Origin of the sequence: Streptomyces sp. NPDC007863 (assembly GCF_040633895.1) — a bacterium.
Classification (GTDB): domain Bacteria; phylum Actinomycetota; class Actinomycetes; order Streptomycetales; family Streptomycetaceae; genus Streptomyces.
On record NZ_JBEYEI010000011.1, the window covers coordinates 192,766 to 217,604 of the forward strand.

The window sequence follows — 24,839 nt, forward strand, 5'->3', positions numbered from 1 at the left end:
TGGCGGACATCGCAAGGTACCCGTCCGGCAGCCCGGGCGGGTACCGTGGTCCGGGCCGTCCTGGTCCGGCGTGAAGGAGCTATTAGGTGTTCAGCGACATAGGCGCACTCGAGCTGGTGACGCTCATCGTCCTCGCCGTGCTCGTTTTCGGGCCGGACAAGCTGCCGAAGGTCGTCCAGGACGTCTCGCGCTTCATCCGCAAGGTCCGGGAGTTCTCCGACAGCGCCAAGGAGGACATCCGCAGCGAGCTGGGGCCGGAGTTCAAGGACTTCGAGTTCGAGGACCTGAACCCGAAGACCTTCATCCGCAAGCAGCTCGACGGCAACGAGGACCTCGGCGAGCTCAAGGAGCTCCGCTCGACCTTCGACCTCCGCAAGGAGATGAACGACGTCGCCGACGCGGTGAACGGCCGCGAGGCCGCCCCCGCTCCCGCCCCCTCGCCGGCCGCCGCCCCCGCCGCGGCGCCCGCGGCCGTCAACGGCTCCGCGCCCGACCTGATGAAGAAGCAGGACAAGCCGGCCGCGCCCGAGCGCCCGCCGTACGACTCCGACGCGACCTGACACGGGGTGTCACCGGCCGGTCGCTATCCTCCTTGAGTTGACGCAACGAGGAGGCGGCCGGAATGAAGACGACGAGTCGGGTGGAAGCCGAGGGGTTTCTGCGCGCGCCCTTCGCCTGGTACGGGCTCGACGAGGCGTTCACCGGGCCCCGCAGGCTGATGCAGATCGGCACGGCCGCGGACGGCACGGTCCAGCACGGCTCGGTGGGCCACGGTGACGAGCCGTCGATAAAGTCCGAGGTCGCCGGCACGGACAAGGAGCGGTTCGCCGTCGTCGTGACGGTCGCCGCGAACCCGGTGCGGCGCACCGGCGACGGCACGGGCGTCCTCGACGCCACCACCGTCTCCTCCGCCGCCTGGCTGGCCGGCTCCGGGCTGCTCGCCCACACCTGGCCCGCCTCGCTCGACCACGGGCTGCGGGACCACTGGCTCGACCAGCAGACCGAGACGGCCTTCGAGCTCGCGGACGACCTCGACGGCCCCGCGTGGACCGCGCTGTCGCTGCCGGTCGACGGGGTGCCGGTGCCCTTCCACTACCGCGAGTCCGAGTTCGGCTGGGTGCTGGCCGGCTCCGCCGGGGACGTGCACATCGGGGCGTACGGGCGGGGCATGAGCGCGTACGGGCTCGGCTTCGCGCAGATCAAGGACCTGGGGCCGTACGCCTGAGGTTCCGGGTACGACGAAGGGCGCCCCCGCTGCGGGGGCGCCCTTCGTCGTGGCTCAGAACTTGTTGCGCGGCGTGATGCCGAGGCTCAGCCCGGAGAGGCCGCGCTGGCGGCCGCCGAGCTTGCCGGCGATGGCGCGCAGGGCGGAGCCCGCCGGGGAGTCGGGGTCGGAGAGGACGACCGGCTTGCCGTTGTCGCCGCCCTCGCGCAGACGCACGTCGATGGGGATCTGGCCGAGGACCGGGACACTGGCGCCCGTGGTCTTCGTCAGGCCGTCCGCGACCATCTGGCCGCCGCCCGTGCCGAAGACGTCGACCATCTCGTCGCAGTGCGGGCACGGCAGGCCCGACATGTTCTCGACGACGCCGACGATCTTCTGGTGGGTCTGCACGGCGATCGAGCCGGCCCGCTCGGCGACCTCGGCCGCCGCCTGCTGCGGGGTCGTCACGACCAGGATCTCCGCGTTCGGCACCAGCTGGGCGACGGAGATCGCGATGTCGCCGGTGCCCGGGGGCAGGTCGAGGAGCAGGACGTCCAGGTCGCCCCAGTACACGTCCGCGAGGAACTGCTGGAGCGCGCGGTGCAGCATCGGGCCGCGCCACACCACGGGCGCGTTGCCCGGGGTGAACATGCCGATGGAGATGACCTTCACGCCGTTCGCCGACGGCGGCATGATCATGTTCTCGACCTGGGTCGGACGGCCGTCCGCGCCCAGCATGCGGGGCACGCTGTGGCCGTAGATGTCGGCGTCGACGACACCGACCTTCAGGCCGTCCGCGGCCATCGCCGCCGCCAGGTTCACGGTCACCGAGGACTTGCCGACGCCGCCCTTGCCGGACGCCACCGCGTACACCCGGGTCAGCGAGCCCGGCTTCGCGAAGGGCACCTCGCGCTCGGCGGTGGTGCCGCGCAGCGCCGCCGCCAGCTCCTTGCGCTGCTCGTCGCTCATCACGTCGAGCGTCACGTCGACACCGGTGACGCCCTCGACCCGGGCGACGGCCTCGGTGACGCGTTGCGTGATGGTGTCGCGCATCGGGCAGCCGGAGACCGTCAGGTAGACCGTCACCGCGACCTTGCCGTCCGGTCCGATCTCCACCGACTTGACCATGCCGAGTTCCGTGATCGGACGATTGATCTCGGGGTCGTTCACCGTCGCCAGTGCTTCGAGCACCGCGTCTTCCGTAGCCATAGGTCCGATGGTACGGGGACGACCACCTCGCTATGAAAGGGCTGTCAACGGTCGGGTACGTCACTCCGCCGCTCGCCGTCCGGCGGGAATAGATCACGTTCCCGTCCGCGCTCCTCCAGCTCCCTCACCAGGTCCTGGAGTTCGGAGCGGATCCAGTCGCGGGTGGCGACCTCGCCCAGGCCCATCCGGAGCGCCGCGATCTCCCGCGTCAGGTACTCGGTGTCGGCGATCGACCGCTCGTTCTGCTTGCGGTCCTGCTCCAGGTTGACCCGGTCCCGGTCGTCCTGCCGGTTCTGCGCCAGCAGGATCAGCGGGGCCGCGTACGAGGCCTGGAGGGAGAGCGCGAGCGTCAGGAAGATGAAGGGGTACTCGTCGAACTTCAGCGACGCCGGCGCGAAGATGTTCCAGACGACCCAGACGATGATCGTCAGCGTCATCCAGACCAGGAACCGGCCCGTCCCCAGGAACCGCGCGATCCGCTCCGAGAGCCTGCCGAACGCCTCCGGGTCGTACTCCGGCAGCAGCCTGGCCCGGCGCTCGCGCGGCTGGTCGAGCCGGATGCGGGGGATCCGCGGCTGGTCCCGCTCCCGCTCCCTCTCCCGTTCCTGCGACCGCTCAGCCACCCCGCACCCCCTCCTCGTGGAACTCCGTCTCCCGCCAGTCGTCCGGCAGCAGGTGGTCGAGCACGTCGTCGACGGTGACCGCGCCGAGCAGCGAACCGCTCTCGTCCACGACCGGCGCCGCCACCAGGTTGTACGCGGCGAAGTAGCTGGTCACGGCGGGCAGCGCGGTGTCCGGGCCGAGCGGCGGCAGATCGCTGTCGACCAGCGAGCTGACCAGCGTGAACGGCGGGTCGCGCAGCAGCCGCTGGAAGTGCACCGTGCCCAGGTACTTCCCGGTCGGCGTCTCGTCCGGCGGCCGGCACACGTACACCTGCGCCGCCAGCGCCGGCGACAGGTCCTGCTGCCGTACGCGGGCGAGCGCGTCGGCCACCGTGGCGTCCGGGCGCAGCACGATCGGCTCGGTCGTCATCAGACCGCCCGCCGTCCGCTCCTCGTACGACATCAGCCGGCGCACGTCGGCCGCCTCGTCCGGCCGCATCAGGGTGAGCAGCCGCTCCTTCTCGTCCTCGGGCAGCTCGTTGAGGAGGTCGGCGGCGTCGTCGGGGTCCATCGCCTCCAGGACGTCGGCGGCCCGCTCCTCCTTCAGCTTGCCGAGGATCTCCACCTGGTCGTCCTCGGGCAGCTCCTCCAGGACGTCGGCGAGCCGGTCGTCGTCGAGGGCGACGGCGACCTCGGCGCGCCGCTTGGGGGAGAGGTGGTGCAGGGCGTTGGCGAGGTCGGCCGGGCGGAGCTTCTCGAAGGTGGCGACCAGACTCTCGGCGCCCTGCCCGTGCTCCTCCAGGGAGAAGCCGGTCACCGCCGACCACTCCACCGTCAGGGTCTCGCCCTTGCGGCGCAGCGCCCCGCCCTTGCCGCGGCGGACGAAGACCTTGTCGATCTCCCAGTCGCGGCGGGCCGGGAGCTGCTGGATGGCGATGTCGAGGACGGTGACCTCCTCGCCGGTCTCGACGAGCGTCACCCGCCGGTCGAGGAGTTCGCCGAGGACGAGCCGCTCGGTGGGCCGCTGCTCGAAGCGCCGCATGTTGACCACGCCGGTGGTGATGACCTGGCCGGACTCGACGCCGGTGATGCGGGTCATCGGGACGAAGACCCGGCGTCGGCTCAGTACCTCGACGACCATGCCGAGCAGCCGGGGCGGGCGGCGGCCGACGCGGAGCATCGCGACCAGGTCGCTGACCCGGCCGACCTGGTCGCCGACGGGGTCGAAGACGGGCACGCCGGCGAGGTGGGAGACGAAGATCCGGGGGACGCCTGCCGCCATGCCTCGCGCCTCCTCGGTGCCGCACGATCCGGGTCGCCGCGCCGCCCCCGTGGGGCGATTCACGGCCTTTGCGGTGTCCTGGGCGGACTCCGCAGGGTTCAGGCTAGCCCGTGGCGTTGCGCCCCGCTCCGGCACCGCCGCCGTCCGGCTGCCTGCGGGGGCGCCGGGCCCGCCCGGGTACGCTGCGGTCTGCCGCCCCCCACCGGCACCGGCCGGCCCGTCCGGCCGACCCCGGCGGCCCCTCCCGCCGTGTGTGCGCGTGGCCGGGGCCCCGTTCCCCCCGCACCGCAGAACGAGAGGCAGCGCAGGTGGCCGTCCGCACCCCGTCATCGCGTATCCCGTCCGTGCCGTCGGCACGCGCCCGCACCGCCCCCGTGGGCCGGTTCCGCCGGGCGGCCGTGCCGCTGGCGCTGTGCGCGGGGCTGACGGTGGGCCTGGCGGCCTGCGGGTCCGGGCCCGATCCCGACGAGGGGACGAACGGGATCGGGAAGCTGTCGGCGCCGGAGATCGAGCGGGAGGCCCGCACGGCGGCGGACGCCGCGAAGGCGGTACGGCTCGCGGGCACCCTGGTCAGCAAGGGCGGCACCTTCAAGCTGAACATGCGGCTGAAGCAGAACGGCGCCACCGGCTCGGTGACCACGAAGAACAGCACCTTCGAGCTGCTGCGGGTCGGCGACGCGCTCTACCTGAAGGCCGACGCCGGCTTCTGGTCGCACGAGGAGGAGGGCGACGGCAAGCCGAGCGAGGCCGACACGGAGGCCGCCGACAAGCTCGACGACAAGTACGTGAAGGTGCCGAGCGACGACCCCTCGTACAAGCAGCTGCGCGGCTTCACGGAGATGGACCAGCTGCTGCGCGGCCTGATCGGGCTGCACGGCGAGGTCGTCAAGGGCGACCGGGACCAGATCGGCGGCGTCCGCACGGTGAAGGTGAAGGGCGGCGCGGAAGGCCAGGGCGGCACCCTCGACGTGGCCCTGGAGGGCTCGCCGTACCCGCTCCAGTTCGCCCGTGGCGGCGGCGCGGGCCTGGTCGTCCTCTCCGAGTGGGACAAGGACTTCCCGCTGGCCGAGCCGGACCGCGAGGAGACCCTCGACTACGGCCGCCAGCTGCCCCGGACCTGAACCGGGCTCAGCCGGTCGCCGCGCCCCAGTCCCACAGCGCCTGGAGCACCGGCCCGAGTTCCCGGCCGCGCGGCGTGAGCGCGTACCGCACGGTCGGCGGCCAGCCCGGGTGCCGGAACCGCGTCACCACGCCCGCCTCGGCGAGCTGCGCGAGCCGCTCGGACAGCACCTTGTCGGAGAGCCTCGGCAGCGCCTCCCGCAGCTCGCTGTAGCCGCGCTCGCCGCCGAGGAGTTCGCGGACGACCAGGGTGGTCCAGCGGCCGCGCAGGGCCGCGAGGGCGATCTCCACCGGGCAGTCCGGGTCGGGTGCGTCGACGCGGGCGCGGGGGTCGTGGTCCGGGAGCCCCGGCGGGTGGCCTACCGTTCGGTGAGTCACGAGGCCGCCTCCTAGCGTGTCGGGGGTCCGATTCTCCCCGTACGGAAGGATCTCCGTCGGCCATGTCCGCGACCCCGCCCGAAGCCCTGCCAGAAGCCGTGCCCGGCGCCCCGTCCGCGCGCCGGTCCGGAGTCCTGCCCCCGCTCGCGACCCGGCCCGAGGACGTGCCCGCCGTCTTCGCGGCCCGTTTCGGCAGCGGTGACCCGGCGGCCCTCGCCGAGGTCTACGAGGAGGGCGCGGTGCTGGCCGCCGGGCCGGGCGGCGCCCCGCTCGCCGGGCACGCGCTGCACGCCGCCAACGCGCGCCTCCAGGCCCTGGGCCTCCCCATCACGGTCCGCCCGCGCACGGTGTACGCCACCGGCGGCCTGGCGCTGCTCGTGGTGGACTGGATCATCGAGGGCACCGGCCCCGACGGCCGCCCGGTGCGCGTCGAGGGCACCGCCACCGACGTGGCCCGACGGGGCGCGGACGGGCGGTGGCGCTACGCGATCGACAACCCCTTCGGGACGGCCCCGGCGGGCCTGCCCGAGGTCTAGCGCCGCTTCTTCCGGCGGAAGAGCAGCTTCGGCAGGGCGGCGGGGACCGGCCTGCGGGTGGTCGCCGGGGACGGCAGGGGGACGGCGGCGAGCGAGCCGTCGGGGAACGCGGTGGTGGCGCCGCGCGGGTCGAGGCGCAGGACGCGGCACTCGCGCGCCCAGCGCCCGGGCATGGCCTCGCCGTCGGGGGCGTTGAGCCGCTTGCCCTTCAGCTCCGCGACGGCCGCGTCCCACTCCTCGGTGCCGGGGGTCAGCTGGCGCACGGCGGCCGTCCAGGAGACGATCCGGCCGCCCTTGTCCTTGCTGCGGACGGTGACCTCGGCGGTGGCGCCGTCGGCGAGGCCGGGCAGCGGCTGCTCGCCGGGGCCGTCGCCGACCACGTGGGCGGCGCCGTCGTGCCAGACGTGCCAGAGCGCCCGGGCGGGCCCGGTGCCCCGGACCCAGACGAGGCCGGACTTCTTGGTGGCCTCCTCGACGAGGAACAGCTCTTCAGTCATGGCCCGCAGCCTATCGGCAGGCCGGTCAGAGCCAGCCGTTGCGCTTCAGGGTGCGGTGGATCGCGAAGCAGATGACGGCGATGCCGCCGAGGACCATCGGGTAGCCGTACTTCCAGTGCAGCTCCGGCATGTGGTCGAAGTTCATGCCGTAGACCCCGCAGACCGCCGTGGGGACGGCGACGATCGCCGCCCACGAGGTGATCTTGCGCATGTCCTCGTTCTGCGCGACGGTCGCCTGCGCCAGGTTGGCCTGGAGGATCGAGTTCAGCAGCTCGTCGAAGCCGACGACCTGCTCCTGGACGCGGGCGAGGTGGTCGGCGACGTCCCGGAAGTACTTCTGGATGTCCGGGTCGACCAGGCGCATCGGCCGCTCGGAGAGCAGCTGCATCGGGCGCAGCAGCGGGCTGACGGCCCGCTTGAACTCCAGGACCTCGCGCTTGAGCTGGTAGATCCGGCCGGTGTCGGTGCCGCGCGTGGAGCCCTTCGCGGCCGGCGAGAAGACGTCGATCTCCAGCTGGTCGATGTCGAGTTCGACGGCGTCGGCGACCGCGATGTAGCCGTCGACGACGTGGTCGGCGAGGGCGTGCAGCACGGCCGAGGGGCCCTTGGCGAGGAGCTCGGGCTCGCCCTGGAGGCGGTGGCGGAGGTTGCGCAGCGAGCCCTGGCCGCCGTGCCGGACGGTGATGACGAAGTCGGGGCCGGTGAAGCACATCACCTCGCCGGTCTCCACCACCTCGCTGGTGGCGGTGAGTTCGGCGTGCTCCACGTAGTGGATCGTCTTGAAGACGGTGAAGAGGGTGTCGTCGTACCGCTCCAGCTTGGGCCGCTGGTGGGCGTGGACGGCGTCCTCGACGGCGAGCGGGTGGAGCCCGAACTCGGCGGCGATACCGGCGAATTCGGCCTCGGTCGGCTCGTGCAGGCCGATCCACGCGAAGCCGCCGGACTCCCGCACCTGCGCCATCGCGCCGCGCGGGGTGAGGCAGGCGCGGTCGTCGATGCGCCGGCCGTCGCGGTAGACCGCGCAGTCGACGATGGCGCTGGAGGCCGAGTGGTCGCGGGTCGGGTCGTAGTTCGTGTACGTGGTCGGGGTCTTGCGCAGGCTCGGACGCAGGCTGGGCCGAACGGCGGCGCGCAGGTCACGGATCATCGACATGGGCGTGCTCCTTCACGGACAGGCCGTCGGCGAGCGTGGCGCAACCCGGAATGAGGACGGGAAGGGGACGTCGTCCACAAAGCGGGCGGCACCGGAGGATCGCGGTGACGGCGTTCGCAACTCAGACAGGCAAAGAGGGGCGCTCTTCCGTCGTACGCGATGCCGGAGAGGGGGGTCCGCGGTTCAGGGACCCGGGGTCACCGGAGGGGGGAACGCACCGGGCTCGGGTGCGGTGCGGCGGAAGAGCGGCTGGTACTGCCCGATCGACTTCGGTCCATCGCAGTCCCACCTCCTCCGGCCGGTCCCTCGTGAGGGATGACGTGTGACGCACAGTCGGGAAACCCGACCAGTGGCCAACACTATCAGCCGACCGAGGGTCAATCCCTTACTTTGCCCGTTCCATACGCGATCTATGCTCCCCGCATGGGAGAAGTTCTTGCACTGGTCGAGGCCCGGCTGCGTACGGCCCTGGGCGAACCGGACGCGCGGGCCGCGGTGACGTTCCTGGGCACCGACCGGATCGAGGTGCTCCGCTTCGTCGACGCGGAGGCCGGGCTCGTCCGCTACGCCACGCTCGGCATGTCCGCCGCCCCGATGGCCGATCCGACCGCCGCCCTCGCCGACCCGGTGAAGGGCCCGCGCGCCGAGCTCGTCCTGACCGTACGCCTCGGGCGCGCCGACACCGACAAGGTGCTGCGCCCGCTCGCGGTGCTCGCCGCCACCCCTCAGGTGGAGGGCGTGGTCGTGGCCCCGGGCGCCTCGCTGGACGTCGGCGACCCGCTCTGGCCGGGGGCCGGCTTCAGCTCGGTGCTCGTCGCCGAGTCCGGGGGGCTGGTGGAGGACCTGGAGCTCGACGAGCCGATGGACCCGGTGCGCTTCCTGCCGCTGCTGCCGATGACGCCGAACGAGGCCGCCTGGAAGCGGGTGCACGGCGCGCAGGCCCTGGAGGAGCGGTGGCTCGCGAAGGGCACGGACCTGCGGGATCCGCTGCGCGGCTCGGTCGCCCTGGACTGAGCCCGCGCCCGGGCCGGGACCGGGCCGGGGGCGGCCCGGGACCGAGGCCCGGGCCGGGGGCGGCGCGCGCCGGGGTGAACGCTCCCGGCCGGACGGGTGATCGGCCGCTGCCGTCCTTGACGGGAGGCGCGCGCGGGAGGACCGTTGAGCCCTATGAGGGGCGAACCCAGTTGTCCGAAGTGCGGTGGGCGGGTCAGGGCGCCCGGTCTCTTCTCCGACTCCTGGCAGTGCGACGTACACGGAGCCGTGCACCCGCTCCAGCCGGTGATCCCGCCCAGCATCGAAGGCCTCGGCGTCGTCGTGCACCGCTCCCACGTGCCCGTCTGGATGCCCTGGCCGCTGCCCGTCGGCTGGCTCTTCACCGGCGTCGCGTACGCCGGTGACGACCGCAGCGGCGGCCGTGCCACCGCCGTCGCCTGCTCCGGGCCCGGCCCGCTCGGCGGCATCGGCGAGCTGCTGCTCGTCGCCGAGGAGCTGGGCGTCGGCCTCGGCGCCCGGTACGCCGGCATCGACGGCCCCGACCCCGGCTCCGGCATGGCCATCGACAAGCCGCCCGCGGCCAAGGTCCTCGCCGCGGGCCGCCCCACCCCCCTGTGGCACGTCACCGGCGCGCCCCACGACCGGGCGGTCTTCGCCGGCGAGGCCCGCGGGCTCTGGCTCTGGGCCATCGTCTGGCCCGAGCAGTCCGGGCTGCTCATGTACGACGAGCTGGTCCTCACCGACCTCCGCGACGCGGGTTCCGAGGTCGACCTCCTGCCCTGCGGCGCGCTGACACCCCGCCTGCTCGGCTGACGCCCCGGGCGTCCCGGGGTGCGTAATGGGTGCCTCCCGGGTGGAGCCCGTACAGCAGGGGGCGTGTCGCCCGTTATGCTGGAGCGTCACTCGTCCGTGCCCGAGCCCCTGGAGAACCGCGTCGTGCGCATCGACCTGCACAGCCACTCCACGGCCTCCGACGGCACCGACACCCCCGCCGAGCTGGTGCGCCACGCCGCCGCGGCCGGGCTCGACGTCGTCGCGCTCACCGATCACGACACCACCCGCGGGCACGCCGAGGCGATCGCCGCCGCGCCCGAGGGGCTGACCGTCGTCCCCGGCGCCGAGCTCTCCTGCCGCCTCGACGGCATCGGCCTGCACATGCTGGCCTACCTCTTCGACCCCGAGGAGCCCGCCCTCCTCGCCGAGCGCGAGCTGGTCCGCGACGACCGGGTGCCGCGCGCCCGGGCCATGGTGGCCCGGCTCCGGGAGCTCGGCGTCCCCGTCACCTGGGAGCAGGTCGAGCGGATCGCCGGAGACGGCTCCGTGGGCCGTCCGCACGTCGCCGAGGCCCTCGTCGAGCTGGGGGTCGTCCCCGACGTCTCCGGGGCCTTCACCGCCGAGTGGCTCGCCGACGGCGGCCGCGCGCACGTGCAGAAGCACGAGCTGGACCCGGTGGACGCGATCCGGCTCGTGAAGGCGGCCGGCGGCGTCACCGTCTTCGCCCACCCGGGCGCGGTCAAGCGCGGCCAGGTGGTGCCCGAGTCCGCGATCGCCGCGCTCGCCGAGGCAGGGCTCGACGGCATCGAGGTCGACCACATGGACCACGACGAGCCCACCCGCGCGCGGCTGCGCGGGCTCGCGAAGGAGCTGGGCCTGCTGGTCACCGGCTCCAGCGACTACCACGGCAGCCGCAAGACCTGCCGGCTCGGCGAGTACACCACCGATCCCGAGATCTACGGCGAGATCACCCGCCGTGCCACCGGCGCCTTCCCGGTCCCCGGCGCCGGCGGAGCGCTCGCCGGCTAGACCGGGACCGGAGCGCCGGGAGCCCTCCCGGACCGCGGCGACGTGCCGCGCCGGGCGGCCGCCCCGTCGCCGTACCGCCGCGTCGTCGCGCAGGCCCGCCTCGTGCCGACGCGTGCCGTGCCGGCAGCGGCCGGCGTCCCCGTCGCCCCCGGCCCCCTCTCCGTACCGCCCCCGTGGCCCCGCGCGTCCGTCGCGCGGGGGCGGGGCACTCCTGCCCCGGTGCCGGAATCCTGGATTCCGGTCCGGTGCCCCACACCCCACCGTTCGACCCTCACCGCAAGGCACCCCACCGTGTTCGACGTCGCCGTCTTCGGCTCGCTCTTCCTCACCCTCTTCGTGATCATGGACCCGCCCGGCATCACGCCGATCTTCCTCGCGCTGACCTCGGGCCGCCCGGCCAAGGTCCAGCGCCGGATGGCCTGGCAGGCCGTCGCCGTCGCCTTCGGCGTCATCACCGTCTTCGGCATCCTCGGCCAGCAGATCCTGGACTACCTGCACGTCTCCGTCCCCGCCCTGATGATCGCGGGCGGCCTCCTGCTGCTGCTCATCGCGCTCGACCTGCTCACCGGCAAGACCGACGAGCCGAAGCAGACCAAGGACGTCAACGTCGCCCTCGTCCCGCTCGGCATGCCGCTGCTCGCCGGGCCCGGCGCCATCGTCTCCGTCATCCTCGCCGTCCAGCACGCCGACACCGCCGCCGCGCAGATCTCCGTCTGGACCGCCATCGCCGCCATGCACGTCGTGCTCTGGCTGGCCATGCGGTTCTCGCTGGGGATCATCCGCGTCATCAAGGACGGCGGCGTCGTCCTCGTCACCCGGCTCGCCGGCATGATGCTCTCCGCGATCGCCGTGCAGCAGATCATCAACGGCGTCACCCAGGTGATCCAGGGCGCCTGACCCGGGCCCGGACGCCACTGCGCCCCCGTACGGATTCCGCCAGGGCGGAGTCCGCGCGGGGGCGCGGTGCGTCGTGTGGACCTGCCCCGTTACGAGGCGGAGGTCTCTGCGGGGCGGATCCAGATGCGCTGGCCGATCGCTGCGGCCTGCTGCACGATCCGGTTGACGGAGGCGGCGTCCACGACGGTCGAGTCGACGGGCGTGCCGTCGATGTCGTCGAGTCGCAGGATTTCGAAGCGCATGGCTTCTCCCTTCGTCCGAGTTGATCCTCCATGCGGAGAACTGGCGTACGTATGTCTCCAACAGCGGAACCATCCAGAACATTCCTTACGCTAAGGAAAATTTTCGGATGGCTAACTACTGGCGGGTAGCGCGGCCGACGGCGGACAATGAGGGCTGATGAACGACGCCATGAACCCCGCACCGCCCACCGACGCCCTCGCCGCGCTCGGCGCCCGCCTGGAGCGCACCAACGAGCTCCTGACGCGGATGCTGGCCGAGGTCGCGAAGACCCCGTCCACCCACGCCATCTTCGTCGACGCCGGTTACGTCCATGCTTCCGCCGGGTTGCTGGTGACCGGCACCGAGGACCGGCGCTCCTACGACCTCGACGCCGAGGGCCTCATCGAGGCGTTCATCGACACCGCCCGCACGATCTTCGCCGACAGCCGGCTGCTCCGCGTCTACTGGTACGACGGCGCCCGCCGCCGCATCCACACCCCCGAGCAGCAGTCCATCGCCGAACTCCCCGACGTCAAGGTCCGCCTCGGCAACCTCAACGCCAACAACCAGCAGAAGGGCGTCGACTCCCTCATCCGCTCCGACCTGGAGTCCCTCGCCCGTCACCGCGCCATCAGCGACGCCGCCCTCGTCGGCGGCGACGAGGACCTGGTCTCCGCCGTCGAGGCCGCCCAGGGCTACGGCGCCCGCGTCCACCTCTGGGGCATCGAGGCAGCCGACGGCCCCAACCAGGCCGAGGCGCTGCTCTGGGAGGTCGACAGCCAGCGCACCTTCGACCTCGACTTCTGCCGGCCGTACGTCACCCGCCGCCCGGTCACGATGTACGAGAACGACAGCGAGCCGCCGCCCTCCCGCGACGAGGTCCGTTTCGTCGGCGCCCAGATCGCCGCCACCTGGCTCGGCGAACGCGGCCGCGACCGGCTCGCGGAACTCCTGCCCGGCGACCCGTACCTCCCCGCCGCCTACGACCAGGACCTCCTCGTCGAGGCCGAGTCCCGGCTCAGCCGCTCACTGCGCGGCCACGGAGCCCTCCGCCGCGCCCTGCGCGACGGCTTCTGGCAGCACCTCAGGGCGCAGTACTGAGCGGAGCCGTCCGGTGGGCCGGGGCGTCCACCCGCTGCCAGAAGGCGGCGAGCCGCTCGGCCAGCTCGCGCGGGTGCGAGACGTTGGGGGAGTGGCCCGCGCCCTCCACCACCGTGTGGTGCGCGCCGATGCCGGCGGCGACCCCCGCCAGCTCGGCGGGCGCCCAGACCATCTCCTCGGAGCCGTACGCCAGGTGCACGGGCATCGCCAGGCCGGCCAGCTCCGCCGCGCCGTCCGGGTCGCGCAGCAGCAGCCGGCCCGTGCCGGACAGCTGGGCGACCTTGGTCAGCATCCAGCGGCGCCGCAGGAAGCCCAGCACCTCCTCCGAGTCGACCGCCTCGTCGGGCTCCTCACCCCGGCTGTCCAGCCAGCGGGTCGTCCGCCACACCCGGTCCTTCGCCAGCAGCGCGTGCCCGGCCCGCAGCACCCGGATCCGGACCCGCTGCGGGCGGGCGACCCGGCCGGGACCGGAGGAGAGCAGCGTCAGCGAACGGAAGGCGCGCGGGGCGAGCACCGCCGCCGAGCGGGCGACGATCCCGCCGAAGGAGTGACCGAGCAGGTGCACCGGGCCTTCGCCCAGCGCGAGGGCCTGCGCGACCGCGTCCAGGGCGAGCGCCCGGCGGCGGTAGGCGGCGCGGCCCCGGGGGCCGTACGACTCGTTCTGACCGCGCCCGTCGACGGCGACGACGCGGTACCCGGCCTCGCCCAGCGGGCCGAGCAGCGCCAGGAAGTCCTCCTTGCTGCCGGTGTACCCGGGCAGCATCAGCACCGTCCCGCGACGCTCGCCCGCCGGCGCCGTGTCGAGCACGGCGAACGCGCCGCGCACGGTGTCGAGGCGGCGGGCGCGGGTGCCCGGCGGGAGGGCCAGGGAGCGGGGCTTGCTCATGAAAGGACTGTAACCGGAGGGCGGTCGCCGGTACGACGACGGCGGCCCGGCCCCTGGTGGGGGCCGGGCCGCCGTCATGCCCGGTGGTCCGGGCGGAGCGTCACGCCTCCGGCTGGGCGGGGGCGGCCTTCTTCACGGCGCGCTTGCGCGGGGCCTTCGGCGCCTCCTCGGCCGGAGCCTCGGCGGCGACGGCCTTCTTCACCGTGCGCCGACGGGCCGGCGCCGCGGTCTGCGGCTCCGACGCGTCCGGCGCCACGGCCGCGGCCGTCTTCCTGGCGGCCCGCTTGCGGGGAGCCTTGGGGGCCTCCTCGGTGGCGGTGGCGGTGGTGTCGGCCGGTGCCTCGGCGGCCGGGGCGGCCTTCTTGGCGGTGGTCCGCTTGCGGGGGGCCTTGGGGGCTTCCTCGGTGGCGGCCGGTGCCTCGGTGGCGGCCGGGGCCGTCTTCTTGGCGGCGGCGCGCTTGCGCGGAGCCTTCGGGGCCTCCGCCGGCTCGACGACGGCCGGGGCCGGCTCGGCGACCGGGGCCGGGATGACCACGACGGCCTCGGCGGGGGCCGTGGTCGTCACCGGGCTGGACGCCTTGCGGACCGCGCGGCGGCGCGGGCGGCCGGCCGGCTCCTCCACGACCGGGGCCACGGGGGCCTCGACGACGGCCGGAGCCGCCTCGACGACGGCACCCGGGGTGGTGGCCGGACGGGTCGCCCGGCGCCGGGCACGCGGCGGCGCGGCCACGGCCTGCGCCGGGACGGCGGCCTGAGCGGCCTGGACCGGAGCGGCCTGGACCGGAGCGGCCGGGGCCCCGACGGCCGGGGCGGCCGGGGCGGCCTTGGCCGGTGCCTCGGTGGCGGCCGGGCGGGACGCCGGGCGCTGCTCCGAGGACTGGGCCGGGACCGACCGCTTGCGGGCGGCGGCCAGCTCGGCGGCGGCCGTCTCCACGGTCTGGAAGCTCACCGTGTCCTCGGCCCGCGGCCGGACCCGCCGCTTGCGCGGCGTGAAGACCGGAGCCTGGGCGGCAGCCGGGGCCGGGGCGGCGGCAGCGGCCTTGGCGACCGGCGCCACGGCCGTCCCGGCGACGGCCGGAGCCGTCTCCGTACGACCGCCGCGGCCGCGGCGGCGGCGCGGGGCGGCCGGCTCCTCGGCCGGGGCCTCGACGGCCCGGACCGGGGCGACGGCCTGGACCGGGGCGGCGGCCTGGACGGGCGCGGCCGTCTCGACCGGCGTCTCGACCGCGGGGGTCTCGGCGGCGGCCGGAGCCGTCTCCGTACGACCGCCACGGCCGCGGCGGCGGCGCGGGGCGGCCGGCTCCTCGGCCGGGGCCTCGACGGCCTGGACGGGCGCGGCGGCCTCGACGGGGGCGACGGCCTCGACGGGGGCCTCGGCCGGCGTCACCGGGGTGGCGCCGGCGACCGGGATGCCACCGGTCGACGGGCCGGTGCCGCGGGTGCGGCGGCGGCGCGGACGGCGGGGGCCGTCGACGGCCTCGGGGGCCTCGGCGGTCTCCGGCGCGGCGGCGGTCGCCTGCGTGCCCTCGGCCTCGGCCTCCGTGCCGCCACGGGTACGGCGGCGCTGGCGCGGGGTGCGGGTGCGGGCGGGGCGCTCCTCGGCCGGGGCCTCGGCGCGGCCGCCGCGGCCACGACGGCCGCCGGGCTCGCCCAGGTCCTCCAGCTCCTCCGCCGCGAGACCCGCGCGGGTCCGCTCGGAGCGCGGCAGGATGCCCTTGGTGCCCTCGGGGATGTCGAGGTCGGTGTAGAGGTGCGGGGAGCTGGAGTACGTCTCCACCGGGTTGGCGAAGTCGAGCTCCAGCGCCTTGTTGATCAGCTGCCAGCGCGGGATGTCGTCCCAGTCGACGAGCGTGATCGCCGTGCCGGTGTTGCCCGCGCGGCCGGTCCGGCCGGTGCGGTGCAGGTACGTCTTCTCGTCCTCGGGCGTCTGGTAGTTGATGACGTGGGTGACGCCCTCGACGTCGATGCCGCGCGCGGCGACGTCGGTGCAGACGAGGACGTCCACCTTGCCGTTGCGGAAGGCGCGCAGCGCCTGCTCGCGGGCGCCCTGGCCGAGGTCGCCGTGGACCGCGCCGGAGGCGAAGCCGCGCCGCTGGAGCTGCTCGGCGATGTCGGCCGCCGTGCGCTTCGTACGGCAGAAGATCATCGCGAGGCCGCGGCCGCGGGCCTGGAGGATGCGCGCGACCATCTCCGGCTTGTCCATGTTGTGCGCCCGGTACACGCGCTGCGTGATGTTGGCGTGCGTCACGCCCTCGTTGTCCGGCGAGGTGGCGCGGATGTGCGTGGGCCGCGACATGTAGCGGCGGGCCAGGCCGATGACCGCGCCCGGCATGGTGGCCGAGAACAGCATGGTCTGGCGGGTCGCCGGAAGCATGTTGATGATCTTCTCGACGTCGGGCAGGAAGCCCAGGTCGAGCATCTCGTCGGCCTCGTCGAGCACGAGCGTCTTGACGTGCGACAGGTCGAGCTTGCGCTGGCCCGCCAGGTCGAGCAGGCGGCCGGGGGTGCCGACGACGACGTCGACGCCCTTCTGCAGCGCCTCGACCTGCGGCTCGTAGGCCCGGCCGCCGTAGATGGCGAGGACGCGGACGTTGCGCACCTTGCCGGCGGTCAGGAGGTCGTTGGTGACCTGCTGGCACAGCTCGCGGGTCGGCACGACGACGAGGGCCTGCGGGGCCTCCGTCAGCTGCTCGGGCTTCGCGCGGCCCGCCTCGACGTCGGCGGGGACGGTGACGCGCTCCAGGATCGGCAGGCCGAAGCCGAGGGTCTTGCCCGTGCCGGTCTTGGCCTGGCCGATGACGTCGGTGCCGGTGAGGGCGACCGGAAGGGTCATCTCCTGGATGGGGAAGGGGTTGACGATGCCGACGGCTTCCAGCGCTTCGGCGGTCTCGGGAAGGATTCCGAGCTCTCGGAACGTAGTCAGGGTGCTGCCTCTTCTGTGAGACGCGGTACGAGGCGAACGAAGGGGGTCTCATCGTGCCGGGCTCTTCCCGCGGGATCCTGGGGAAGATCACCGCCGGGTGGCACGGGACCACTGCCGCCGCTCGAGCGTCGTACCGCTGAGGGACCCTTCGGCGGGTCCGCCGGAAGGGCTGTCGGGCCGGAGCCGATCGGGCCACCGACCGGGCATCCTCATTCATGCGTCGGCCCACCGGGTACGTCCGAACGTGCGAAAGCATGTCCGCATACTCGGCAGGCGCAATATCACTGTACCCCGGAATCGCGCATGTGTGTTGGGCGAAATGGTGATGAGGGCACGGTCACACTGACTGACCAGCCCCTTCGGGGGTGCGGACGGCGGGCTATTGTGCCGTGCATGGAGACGCCTGACAACGCCACGCCCGCCGGCGGGACCGACGCCGACACCAGCCCCACCGGCATCGCCGCCGAGGACTGGGCCACGGCCTCCGCCGAGCCGCAGTACCGCGCCGCCGTCATCGACCTTCTCGGCGCCCTCGCCTACGGCGAGCTCGCGGCCTTCGAGCGGCTCGCCGAGGACGCCAAGCTCGCGCCGTCCCTGGAGGACAAGGCGGAGCTGGCGAAGATGGCCTCCGCGGAGTTCCACCACTTCGAGCGGCTGCGCGACCGGCTGGCCGCCGTGGACGCCGAGCCGACCGCCGCGATGGAGCCCTTCGCGAAGGCGCTCGACGACTTCCACCGCCAGACCGCCCCGTCGGACTGGCTGGAGGGCCTGGTCAAGGCGTACGTGGGCGACTCGATCGCCAGTGACTTCTACCGCGAGGTCGCGGCCCGCCTCGACTCGGACACCCGCGCCCTGGTGCTCGCGGTCCTCGACGACACGGGCCACGGCAACTTCGCCGTGGAGAAGGTCCGCGCCGCGATCGAGGCCGATCCGCGCGTCGGCGGCCGGCTCGCGCTGTGGGCCCGCCGGCTGATGGGCGAGGCGCTCTCGCAGGCCCAGCGGGTGGTGGCGGAGCGGGACGCGCTCTCCACGATGCTCGTCGGCGGGGTCGCGGACGGCTTCGACCTGGCGGAGGTGGGCCGGATGTTCTCCCGGATCACCGAGGCGCACACCAAGCGGATGGCGGCGCTGGGCCTGGCGGCCTGAGCCCTCCCCGTACGAAGGCCGCGTGGCCCGGGACCTGGACGGTCCCGGGCCACGCGGCCGTTCGCGGTCGGCAGGCGCTTCACCGGTAGCCGCTCGGCCGGTACGCGCTCAGCCGTTTCGCGCTCAGTACGCGGCGGCCGGCACGCGCTCAGTACGCGGCGGAGGATGAGCGGCGCAGCCTGCGGGCGGCCGGACGCACCAGGAGCGAGAGCAGCACCGCCGCCACGGCGACGGCGCCGACGAGGGTGGCGAGGAAGTGGCCGGGGCCGAGCGCCCCGTGGGTGACGAGCGCCCCGAAGACGGCGCCGAGCGCACCGGTGAGGAGGACGGTCCTCCGGGCGGGGAGGCGGTCGGGCAGGCGGTGCGCGGCGGCCCAGGCCAGGGCGAGTCCGAGCAGGGCGGAACCGAGGGCTTCCAGGAACACGGTGGATCACCTCGCGGAGGGTGCGGGGCGGGTGGTGCGGTCAAGCCCCCTCCTACCCCGGGCCACCGGAACGCAATCCTCCCTCCGCCCTGGTGGGACGCCCCGGGCACACGCCGGCCGCGGCCGGAACCCGGCGGCGGGGCGCCCCCGGCACGCGCCCCCGGCGCCACCCGGACGGGCGTACGCGAAGAGGCCCGGAAGGACGGGTGTCCTTCCGGGCCTCCTCGTCGCCTTCAGCGGCGAGAGCCGGGGCTCAGAGCGTGCCGAAGCCCACGCGGCGCACCGCGGCCTCGCCCAGCTCGACATACGCGATCTTGTCCGACGGGACGAGGACCCGGCGGCCCTTCTCGTCCTCGAGGCTGAGCAGCGGCGCCTTGCCGGACAGCGCGTCGGCGACGGCGCGCTCCACGTCCTCGGCGGGCTGCCCGCTCTCCAGAACGATCTCCCGGGGTGCGTACTGCACGCCGATCTTGACCTCCACGGCTATGTCCCTCCGAACGGTCAGCCATGCGCGATGAACCCGCGCCGTACGCTGCACACATTAGCCCGGTGAGGGGACGCGCACGGCTCAGTGGCGGCACGCCAGGAGCGAACAGTCCCCGGGAACAAAGAGACGGTCAGTGGCCCTCGGCGCTCAGCTGGCCCTCGACGGCGTGCAGCGGGAAGCCCGCGATGCCGCGCCAGGCGAGCGAGGTGAGGAGGGAGACCGCCGTGTCGCGGGGGATCGGGGACTCGCTGGAGAGCCAGTAGCGGGCCACGACCTGCGAGACGCCGCCGAGGCCCACGGCGAGCAGCATCGACTCGTCCTTGGACAGGCCGGTGTCCTCGGCGATGACCTCGGAGATCGCCTCGGCGCACTGGAGGCTCACCCGGTCGACCCGCTCGCGCACGGCCGGCTCGTTGGTGAGGTCGGACTCGAAGACGAGCCGGAAGGCGCCGCCCTCGTCCTCGACGTAGGCGAAGTAGGCGTCCATGGTGGCCGCGACGCGCAGCTTGTTGTCCGAGGTGGAGGCGAGGGCCGTGCGGACGGACTGGAGCAGGGACTCGCAGTGCTGGTCGAGCAGGGCCAGGTAGAGCTCCAGCTTCCCCGGGAAGTGCTGGTAGAGCACCGGCTTGCTGACCCCGGCCCGCTCGGCGATGTCGTCCATGGCCGCCGAGTGGTAGCCCTGGGCGACGAAGACCTCCTGGGCCGCGCCGAGCAGCTGGTTCCGCCGGGCACGGCGCGGCAGCCGCGTACCGCGAGGGCGTGCTGCCTCTGTCTGCTCGATGGCGCTCACGCGGCCTCCCAAGAATTCGATCCAGTGCGCTGTCGCGCCGCGCGGCCATCGTACTTTTGGGTAACCCGGGTGTGCGCGGTGCGGACGCAGAATTTCACGGACCGGACGCCTGGGTCGACAGGCGATTCAAGATTAAACCGAACAAATCAGCGGTAGTCGTCGGCGGATTTTCGTCGGCGGTCGTGGTCGGTCGTGCTCGGTCGTGGTCGTCGGTGGTGGGCGTCGGTGGTGGTGGTCAGCGGTAGTCGTCTTCGTCCAGCGTGACGACGCGCGCCTGTTCCGAGGCGTCTCCCTCGTCTGCCGCCTCGTGGGTGATGCCGCTGAGCGGCTCGTCCTCGCCGGGGCGCAGGTCGGTGTGCTGCTCGGCCGCGTCGGCCTCGGGGACTTCCTCGTCGAGCACGGTGTCCTCTTCCTCGGGGAACGTGTCCGGCTCGGACGGATCGACAGTCATGCGGTTCCTTCCCGTCCTCCCCGTGCGCGGGCGGCCGCCCGCGCGGATGACCCTCACCTTCGAGCGTAGGAGCAGCGGCGTCCGACCGCACCCGAGCCGCCCCCGCGGGGGCCGCGACCGGGGCCGGGGCGGGCGCCACGCGGACCCTGTGACCGCACCCACACCCGGGCCCGCGTGATCGTCTCGTAATATTGCGGCCATGTCCTCGACCGAGCTGCCGGAAACCCGGACCGCCGACACCGCTCCGGCGCCGGCGCCTCCGCGCGCCGTCCGGGTCGCCGACGGCGAGGAGCTCCGCTCCGTCGCGCTCCCCGGTCTCACCCTCACCGTGCGCTCCCGGCCCGGCGTCCGCACCGGTCTGCCGCCCGCCCTCTACGTGCACGGCCTCGGCGGTTCCTCGCAGAACTGGTCCGCCCTGATGCCGCTCCTGGCCGACCTCGTCGACGGCGAGGCCGTCGACCTGCCCGGCTTCGGCGACTCCCCGCCGCCCGACGACGGCAACTACTCGGTCACCGGGCACGCCCGGGCCGTCATCCGGCTGCTCGACGCCTCCGGGCGCGGCCCGGTCCACCTCTTCGGCAACTCGATGGGCGGCGCCGTCGCCACCCGCGTCGCCGCCGTCCGGCCCGACCTGGTCAGGACCCTGACCCTGGTCTCGCCGGCCCTCCCCGAGCTGCGCGCCCAGCGCACCGCCTGGCCGACGGCGCTGCTCGCCGTCCCCGGCGTCGCCGGGCTCTTCGCCCACCTCTCCCGCGACTGGACGGCCGAGCAGCGCGTCCGCGGTGTCCTCTCGCTCTGTTACGGGGACCCGGGCCAGGTCACCGAGGAGGGCTTCCGGCACGCCGTCGAGGAGATGGAGCGCCGGCTCGAACTCCCTTATTTCTGGGACGCGATGGCCAGGTCCTCGCGCGGGATCGTCGACGCCTATACGCTCGGCGGCCAGCACGGCCTGTGGCGGCAGGCGGAGCGGGTCCTCGCGCCCACCCTCCTGATCTACGGCGGCCGTGACCGGCTCGTCTCGTACCGGATGGCCCGCAGGGCCGCCGCGGCCTTCCGTGGCTCGCGGCTGCTGAGCCTGCCCGACGCCGGACACGTGGCGATGATGGAGTACCCGGAGACGGTCGCCGCGGCCGCGCGGGAGCTGATCGCGGACCACGACGCGCGGCACGACGGGAGCTGAACCCGGGGTGGGACGACATAGTCGCAAGGGGCCCGCGCCCACGGCGGGCGACGCCGGGCGCACCCCGGTGGGGGACACCGGGCGCACGCCCGTGACGGACACCGGCGCCGGCACGGGCCGCCGCCGCAGGAGCGGCGACGGCGCGGACGAGTACACCCCGGCCCACGGCACCACCCGGGGCCACGGCCCCTTCCACGGCCAGGGCACACCCGCCCAGGGAACCCCGACGCACGGCACCCCGCCCCACGGGACGCCCGGTCAGGGCGCTCCGGGGTACGGGGTCCCTGGGCGCGGCGCTGCCGGTCAGGGCGCTCCCGCGTACGGGGCCCCTGGGCGCGGCGCTTCCCCTTATGGCACCCCGGCGCACGGCACGCCTGGGCGAGGTGCCTCCGCGCAGGGCGTTCCGGGGTACGGCGCTTCCGCGCGCGGTGGCGCCGCGCCGGCCGCGCCCGGCTACGGGACCCCCGCGCACGGGACTCCGGCGTACGGGAGCCCGGCGGGCTCGGGTGCCGGGCAGGGCACGCCGGCGCACGGCACGCCCGCGTACGGCGGTGCGGGTGGGCGCGGCGCGGCCGGGCACGGGGCTCCGGACACGCCCGCGTACGGGATTCCGGTGCGCGGGGGGCACCCCGCGGACGAGGAGAACGGACGGCCGGGGCCCGAGCGGTACGGGCCCGCCACGGGCGCCGTGCCGGTGATCCCCGGGCCCCGTCGGGCGCCCGTGGCCCCGCCGGCCGAGGCCGAGGCCGGGCCCGAGGCCGAGGCCGTCGGGGGGCGCGGCGGCAAGGGGCGGGCGTTCACCGGGATCGCCGCCGCGGCCGTCACCACCTGCCTCGCGATCGTCGTCGCCGGGCAGGTCGCCGACGGCGAGGACGACGCGCCGGCCGCGCGCGCCGCGCAGAAGCCCGCCGAGCGGGCCTCGGACGGTTCGGCCTCGCGCTCCGACGAGCGCGTCGCCCCGTCGAGCCCGGCCCCCGCGAGGACGCAAGCCGCGCCCACGTACGAGCAGTTGATGACCCATCAGTTCCCGATCGACCCGAAGCTCACCGCCTCCGGCGAGTTCGAGGCCGTGGCCGGGCTCGACAAGGCGCCGGGTTCGGGACGGAAGTACCGCTACCGGGTGGACGTCGAGAAGGGGCTCGGTCTCGACGCCAAGCTCTTCGCGCGGGCCGTCCAGCAGACCCTCAACGACAAGCGCAGCTGGGCCGGTCAGGGCGCCATGACCTTCGAGCGGATCTCCAGCGGGCAGCCCGACTTCGTCATCACCCTCGCCAGCCCCGGCACCACCGGCACCTGGTGCGCCAAGTCGGGGCTCGACACCACCATCGACAACGTCTCCTGCGACTCCGCCTCCACCGAGCGCGTGATGATCAACGCCTTCCGCTGGGCGCAGGGTTCGGAGACCTTCGGCCCGAAGGCGATGTACGCCTACCGGCAGATGCTGATCAACCACGAGGTCGGACACCGGCTCGGGCACAACCACGTGTCGTGCCGGACGCCCGGCGCGCTGGCGCCCGTGATGCAGCAGCAGACCAAGTCCCTGAACGTCGACGGAATCAGCTGCAAGCCCAACCCCTGGGTGCACCCGGGGAGTTGACCGCGCCGTTCGGCGTTTCCGGCCGGGGTCGTATTCATCGCCTCCGGCCGTCGTCGTTCTCGCCTTTCCGGCTTTCTCGCGCGCGCCCCCGGAATTCGCCTTTCCCGTCCTGATTCCCGACGGGTTTCCCGCCCGCAGGCGTACTCCGGACGAACGCGACGGGGCCGGGAAAGTCACGCGCATTCACCCCTTCCGGTGGTGCGGCGGACAACCGTCCGTCGCACCACCGGCCGCTGCGCTTACGTTCATCCCGCTGTGGGATTCCCGGCCCGGGAATCCCCGTCGACGACGACCGGGGGTGTGGACTCGTGCGGATCGGACTGCTCACGGAGGGTGGCGCACCGTGCGCCGCCGGTGACACCGTGGCCTGGTGGCAGCGGCTCGTCCGCGGCCTCGCCCCCCACGACTTCGACCTGTACGCCGTCGGCGGCCCCCTCCCCGCTGCCCCGCTGCCCCCCAACACCCGGACCGTCCCCGCCACCGGCGAAGGCGCCCCCGTCGCCGCCCCGCCCGAGCGCGCGGGCCGCCGCGCCTACGGCCGCCGGGACCGCCGCCGCTTCGCCGAGGGCTTCCACGCCCTCGCCACCGGCCTCACCGCCGAGGCCGCCCCCGGCACCGGGGAGGACGAGCCCGCGCGGGCCTTCGCCGACGGCCTCGGCGCCCTCGCCGACCTCGCGCGCGCCAGCGGCGGACTGCCCGGCGCGCTCCGCTCCGACGAGGCCGTCCGCCTCCTGGAGGCCGCCTGCCGCGCCCCCGGCGCCCGCCGCGCCGCCGCGGCGGCCGGACTCCGCGACCACCTCGCCTTCGCCGACCACCTGGAGCGGGCCCTGCGCCCCCTCTCCCTCGGCTGGTACGACGAGACCGCCCTCGGCGCCGCCGACCTCTGCCACGCCACCGCCGGCGGGCCCGTCGCCCTCCCCGGCCTCCTGGCCAAACGCTTCTTCGGCACCCCCCTCCTCGTCACCGAGTACGGCGTCGGCCTGCGCTCCCACTACCTCGACGCGGGCACCGCCGAGCACTCCACCGCCCTGCGCACCCTGCTCGCCGCCCTCCACGGCCGCCTCGCCGGGGAGACCTACCGCGAGGCCGCCCTCCTCACCCCCGGGAACGCGCACGCCCGCCGCTGGCAGGAGCGCCTCGGCGCCGACCGGGACCGGGTCCGCACCGTCCACCCCGGCATGCCCGCCGAGCGGTTCGCCGAGGTCGGCGAGGACGAGGAGAGCGGCGAGCCCGGCACCCTCGTCTGGATCGGCCGCGTCGAGCCCGCCAAGGACCTCGTCGCGCTCCTGCACGCCTTCGCCGAGCTCCGCGCCCGGCAGCCCGACACCCGGCTGCGGATCGTCTCCGTCCCCGCCGAGCAGGGCGAGGCCGACCACTGCGCCTACCTCGCCCAGTGCGCCGCGCTCGCCGCGCAGCTCTTCCCCGACGAGGCGGCCGGCGCCCACGCCGTCGGCGAGAACCCCGTCTCCTTCGAGGAGCTCGGCGGACCCGAGGCGCCCACCCTGGAGGACGTCTACGCCTCCGCCGCCGTCGTCGTCCTCTCCAGCACCGTCGAGGGCTTCCCCGCGAGCCTCGTCGAGGCCATGTTCTGCGCCCGGGCCACCGTCTCGACCGACGTCGGCGCCGTCGTCGAGATCATCGGCGGCACCGGGCTCGTCGTGCCCCCGCGCAACCCCCGGGCGCTCGCCGACGCCTGCCTCGCGCTGCTGCGCGACCCCGAGCGCCGGCACCGGCTCGGCGCGGCCGCCCGCGCCCGCGCGCTCGAACTCTTCACCGTCGACCAGAACCTCGCCGCGTTCCGCGGCATCTACCTGGAACTCCTCTCCCACGCGCCGGTACGCCACCGTGCCGGGTCCGACGTGCCCTTCGCCCACCCCGCGGAAACCCACCTCCCCGGCAGCTGGGCGCCGAAGGCCGTCTCCGCGGGCACAGGAGCCCCCGATGCCTGAAGGAGGCACC

The 24,839-nt window shown here is 74.4% G+C and carries 25 protein-coding genes and 1 pseudogene; 13 read left to right on the forward strand and 13 right to left on the reverse strand.

The window, feature by feature from the left end:
- Positions 1-86 precede the first annotated feature (86 nt).
- Positions 87-560, forward strand: a complete 474-nt coding sequence (locus ABZ621_RS19255) for a sec-independent translocase (RefSeq protein WP_360605969.1) — start codon at positions 87-89, stop codon at positions 558-560.
- Between the two features lie 62 nt (positions 561-622).
- Positions 623-1,225, forward strand: a complete 603-nt coding sequence (locus ABZ621_RS19260) for a hypothetical protein (RefSeq protein WP_360605971.1) — start codon at positions 623-625, stop codon at positions 1,223-1,225.
- 54 nt (positions 1,226-1,279) lie between these two features.
- On the opposite strand, the gene ABZ621_RS19265 is transcribed toward ABZ621_RS19260, so the two are convergent.
- The 3 genes from ABZ621_RS19265 to ABZ621_RS19275 are packed head-to-tail and all read right to left on the reverse strand — an operon-like array spanning position 1,280 to position 4,297.
- Positions 1,280-2,413 (reverse strand): Mrp/NBP35 family ATP-binding protein, encoded by a 1,134-nt coding sequence (locus ABZ621_RS19265; RefSeq protein ID WP_360605973.1) that lies wholly within the window; start codon positions 2,411-2,413, stop codon positions 1,280-1,282.
- 44 nt (positions 2,414-2,457) lie between these two features.
- Positions 2,458-3,036: a DUF1003 domain-containing protein gene (locus tag ABZ621_RS19270; RefSeq protein WP_360605975.1), complete on the reverse strand. Its 579-nt coding sequence runs from the start codon at positions 3,034-3,036 to the stop codon at positions 2,458-2,460.
- Entirely contained in the window at positions 3,029-4,297 is a 1,269-nt protein-coding gene (locus ABZ621_RS19275) for a CBS domain-containing protein (protein ID WP_360605977.1), read from the reverse strand. The genes ABZ621_RS19270 and ABZ621_RS19275 overlap by 8 nt, the downstream gene beginning before the upstream one ends.
- Before the next feature lie 344 nt (positions 4,298-4,641).
- Here ABZ621_RS19275 and ABZ621_RS19280 point away from each other — a divergent pair, with 344 nt between their 5' ends.
- On the forward strand, positions 4,642-5,418 hold the full coding sequence (locus ABZ621_RS19280) for a hypothetical protein (protein ID WP_360605979.1): 777 nt from the start codon (positions 4,642-4,644) through the stop codon (positions 5,416-5,418).
- A gap of 7 nt (positions 5,419-5,425) precedes the next feature.
- On the opposite strand, the gene ABZ621_RS19285 is transcribed toward ABZ621_RS19280, so the two are convergent.
- A complete protein-coding gene (locus tag ABZ621_RS19285) occupies positions 5,426-5,794 on the reverse strand; it encodes a helix-turn-helix domain-containing protein (RefSeq protein WP_360605981.1) in 369 nt (122 codons plus the stop codon).
- A 62-nt stretch (positions 5,795-5,856) separates the two neighbouring features.
- Between ABZ621_RS19285 and ABZ621_RS19290 the strand changes: the two genes are divergently transcribed.
- Positions 5,857-6,330, forward strand: coding sequence for a DUF4440 domain-containing protein (locus tag ABZ621_RS19290; RefSeq protein WP_360605983.1), 474 nt, complete (start codon positions 5,857-5,859; stop codon positions 6,328-6,330).
- On the opposite strand, the gene ABZ621_RS19295 is transcribed toward ABZ621_RS19290, so the two are convergent.
- Positions 6,327-6,827 (reverse strand): hypothetical protein, encoded by a 501-nt coding sequence (locus ABZ621_RS19295; protein ID WP_360605984.1) that lies wholly within the window; start codon positions 6,825-6,827, stop codon positions 6,327-6,329. The two genes, ABZ621_RS19290 and ABZ621_RS19295, sit on opposite strands and share 4 nt — an antisense overlap.
- Positions 6,828-6,852: 25 nt before the next feature.
- Positions 6,853-7,980, reverse strand: a complete 1,128-nt coding sequence (locus ABZ621_RS19300; protein WP_360605986.1) for a magnesium and cobalt transport protein CorA — start codon at positions 7,978-7,980, stop codon at positions 6,853-6,855.
- 423 nt (positions 7,981-8,403) lie between these two features.
- On the opposite strand from ABZ621_RS19300, the gene ABZ621_RS19305 reads away from it, so the two are divergent.
- The 4 genes from ABZ621_RS19305 to ABZ621_RS19320 all read left to right on the forward strand — a co-directional run bounded on the left by ABZ621_RS19305 (position 8,404) and on the right by ABZ621_RS19320 (position 11,673).
- Positions 8,404-8,994: a suppressor of fused domain protein gene (locus ABZ621_RS19305; protein WP_360605988.1), complete on the forward strand. Its 591-nt coding sequence runs from the start codon at positions 8,404-8,406 to the stop codon at positions 8,992-8,994.
- A 153-nt stretch (positions 8,995-9,147) separates the two neighbouring features.
- Positions 9,148-9,786 carry a DUF6758 family protein gene (locus ABZ621_RS19310; RefSeq protein WP_360605990.1) on the forward strand — a complete coding sequence of 213 codons (639 nt, stop codon included), beginning with the start codon at positions 9,148-9,150 and terminating at the stop codon, positions 9,784-9,786.
- Positions 9,787-9,909: 123 nt separating this feature from the next.
- Positions 9,910-10,776 (forward strand): PHP domain-containing protein, encoded by an 867-nt coding sequence (locus tag ABZ621_RS19315; protein WP_360606124.1) that lies wholly within the window; start codon positions 9,910-9,912, stop codon positions 10,774-10,776.
- 291 nt (positions 10,777-11,067) lie between these two features.
- Positions 11,068-11,673 (forward strand): MarC family protein, encoded by a 606-nt coding sequence (locus ABZ621_RS19320; protein WP_360605992.1) that lies wholly within the window; start codon positions 11,068-11,070, stop codon positions 11,671-11,673.
- Positions 11,674-11,762: 89 nt separating this feature from the next.
- On the opposite strand, the gene ABZ621_RS19325 is transcribed toward ABZ621_RS19320, so the two are convergent.
- Positions 11,763-11,915, reverse strand: a complete 153-nt coding sequence (locus ABZ621_RS19325; RefSeq protein ID WP_099054331.1) for a hypothetical protein — start codon at positions 11,913-11,915, stop codon at positions 11,763-11,765.
- Positions 11,916-12,072: 157 nt separating this feature from the next.
- Here ABZ621_RS19325 and ABZ621_RS19330 point away from each other — a divergent pair, with 157 nt between their 5' ends.
- A complete protein-coding gene (locus tag ABZ621_RS19330; RefSeq protein ID WP_360605994.1) occupies positions 12,073-12,996 on the forward strand; it encodes an NYN domain-containing protein in 924 nt (307 codons plus the stop codon).
- Here the strand turns inward: ABZ621_RS19330 and ABZ621_RS19335 are convergent.
- Entirely contained in the window at positions 12,980-13,882 is a 903-nt protein-coding gene (locus tag ABZ621_RS19335) for an alpha/beta hydrolase (RefSeq protein ID WP_360605996.1), read from the reverse strand. The two genes, ABZ621_RS19330 and ABZ621_RS19335, sit on opposite strands and share 17 nt — an antisense overlap.
- A 100-nt stretch (positions 13,883-13,982) precedes the next feature.
- A complete protein-coding gene (locus tag ABZ621_RS19340; protein WP_360605998.1) occupies positions 13,983-16,715 on the reverse strand; it encodes a DEAD/DEAH box helicase in 2,733 nt (910 codons plus the stop codon).
- A gap of 483 nt (positions 16,716-17,198) precedes the next feature.
- On the opposite strand from ABZ621_RS19340, the gene ABZ621_RS19345 reads away from it, so the two are divergent.
- A complete protein-coding gene (locus ABZ621_RS19345) occupies positions 17,199-17,951 on the forward strand; it encodes a ferritin-like fold-containing protein (protein ID WP_169087119.1) in 753 nt (250 codons plus the stop codon).
- A 148-nt stretch (positions 17,952-18,099) separates the two neighbouring features.
- Here the strand turns inward: ABZ621_RS19345 and ABZ621_RS19350 are convergent, their stop codons facing one another.
- The 4 genes from ABZ621_RS19350 to ABZ621_RS19365 all read right to left on the reverse strand — a co-directional run bounded on the left by ABZ621_RS19350 (position 18,100) and on the right by ABZ621_RS19365 (position 20,103).
- Positions 18,100-18,375, reverse strand: a complete 276-nt coding sequence (locus ABZ621_RS19350) for a hypothetical protein (RefSeq protein WP_360606000.1) — start codon at positions 18,373-18,375, stop codon at positions 18,100-18,102.
- 253 nt (positions 18,376-18,628) lie between these two features.
- A complete protein-coding gene (locus ABZ621_RS19355; protein ID WP_360606002.1) occupies positions 18,629-18,856 on the reverse strand; it encodes a DUF3107 domain-containing protein in 228 nt (75 codons plus the stop codon).
- A gap of 136 nt (positions 18,857-18,992) precedes the next feature.
- Positions 18,993-19,652: a TetR/AcrR family transcriptional regulator gene (locus ABZ621_RS19360; protein WP_360606004.1), complete on the reverse strand. Its 660-nt coding sequence runs from the start codon at positions 19,650-19,652 to the stop codon at positions 18,993-18,995.
- A 235-nt stretch (positions 19,653-19,887) separates the two neighbouring features.
- Entirely contained in the window at positions 19,888-20,103 is a 216-nt protein-coding gene (locus ABZ621_RS19365) for a hypothetical protein (protein ID WP_360606006.1), read from the reverse strand.
- Positions 20,104-20,302: 199 nt separating this feature from the next.
- Between ABZ621_RS19365 and ABZ621_RS19370 the strand changes: the two genes are divergently transcribed.
- The 3 genes and pseudogenes from ABZ621_RS19370 (at position 20,303) to ABZ621_RS19380 (ending at position 24,829) form a co-directional block, all read left to right on the forward strand.
- Positions 20,303-21,283 carry an alpha/beta hydrolase gene (locus tag ABZ621_RS19370; RefSeq protein WP_360606008.1) on the forward strand — a complete coding sequence of 327 codons (981 nt, stop codon included), beginning with the start codon at positions 20,303-20,305 and terminating at the stop codon, positions 21,281-21,283.
- A gap of 775 nt (positions 21,284-22,058) precedes the next feature.
- Positions 22,059-22,880, forward strand: a pseudogene (locus tag ABZ621_RS19375) (DUF3152 domain-containing protein); the annotation flags it as partial.
- A gap of 308 nt (positions 22,881-23,188) precedes the next feature.
- A complete protein-coding gene (locus tag ABZ621_RS19380; protein WP_360606010.1) occupies positions 23,189-24,829 on the forward strand; it encodes a glycosyltransferase in 1,641 nt (546 codons plus the stop codon).
- The last annotated feature ends 10 nt before the right edge of the window (positions 24,830-24,839 follow it).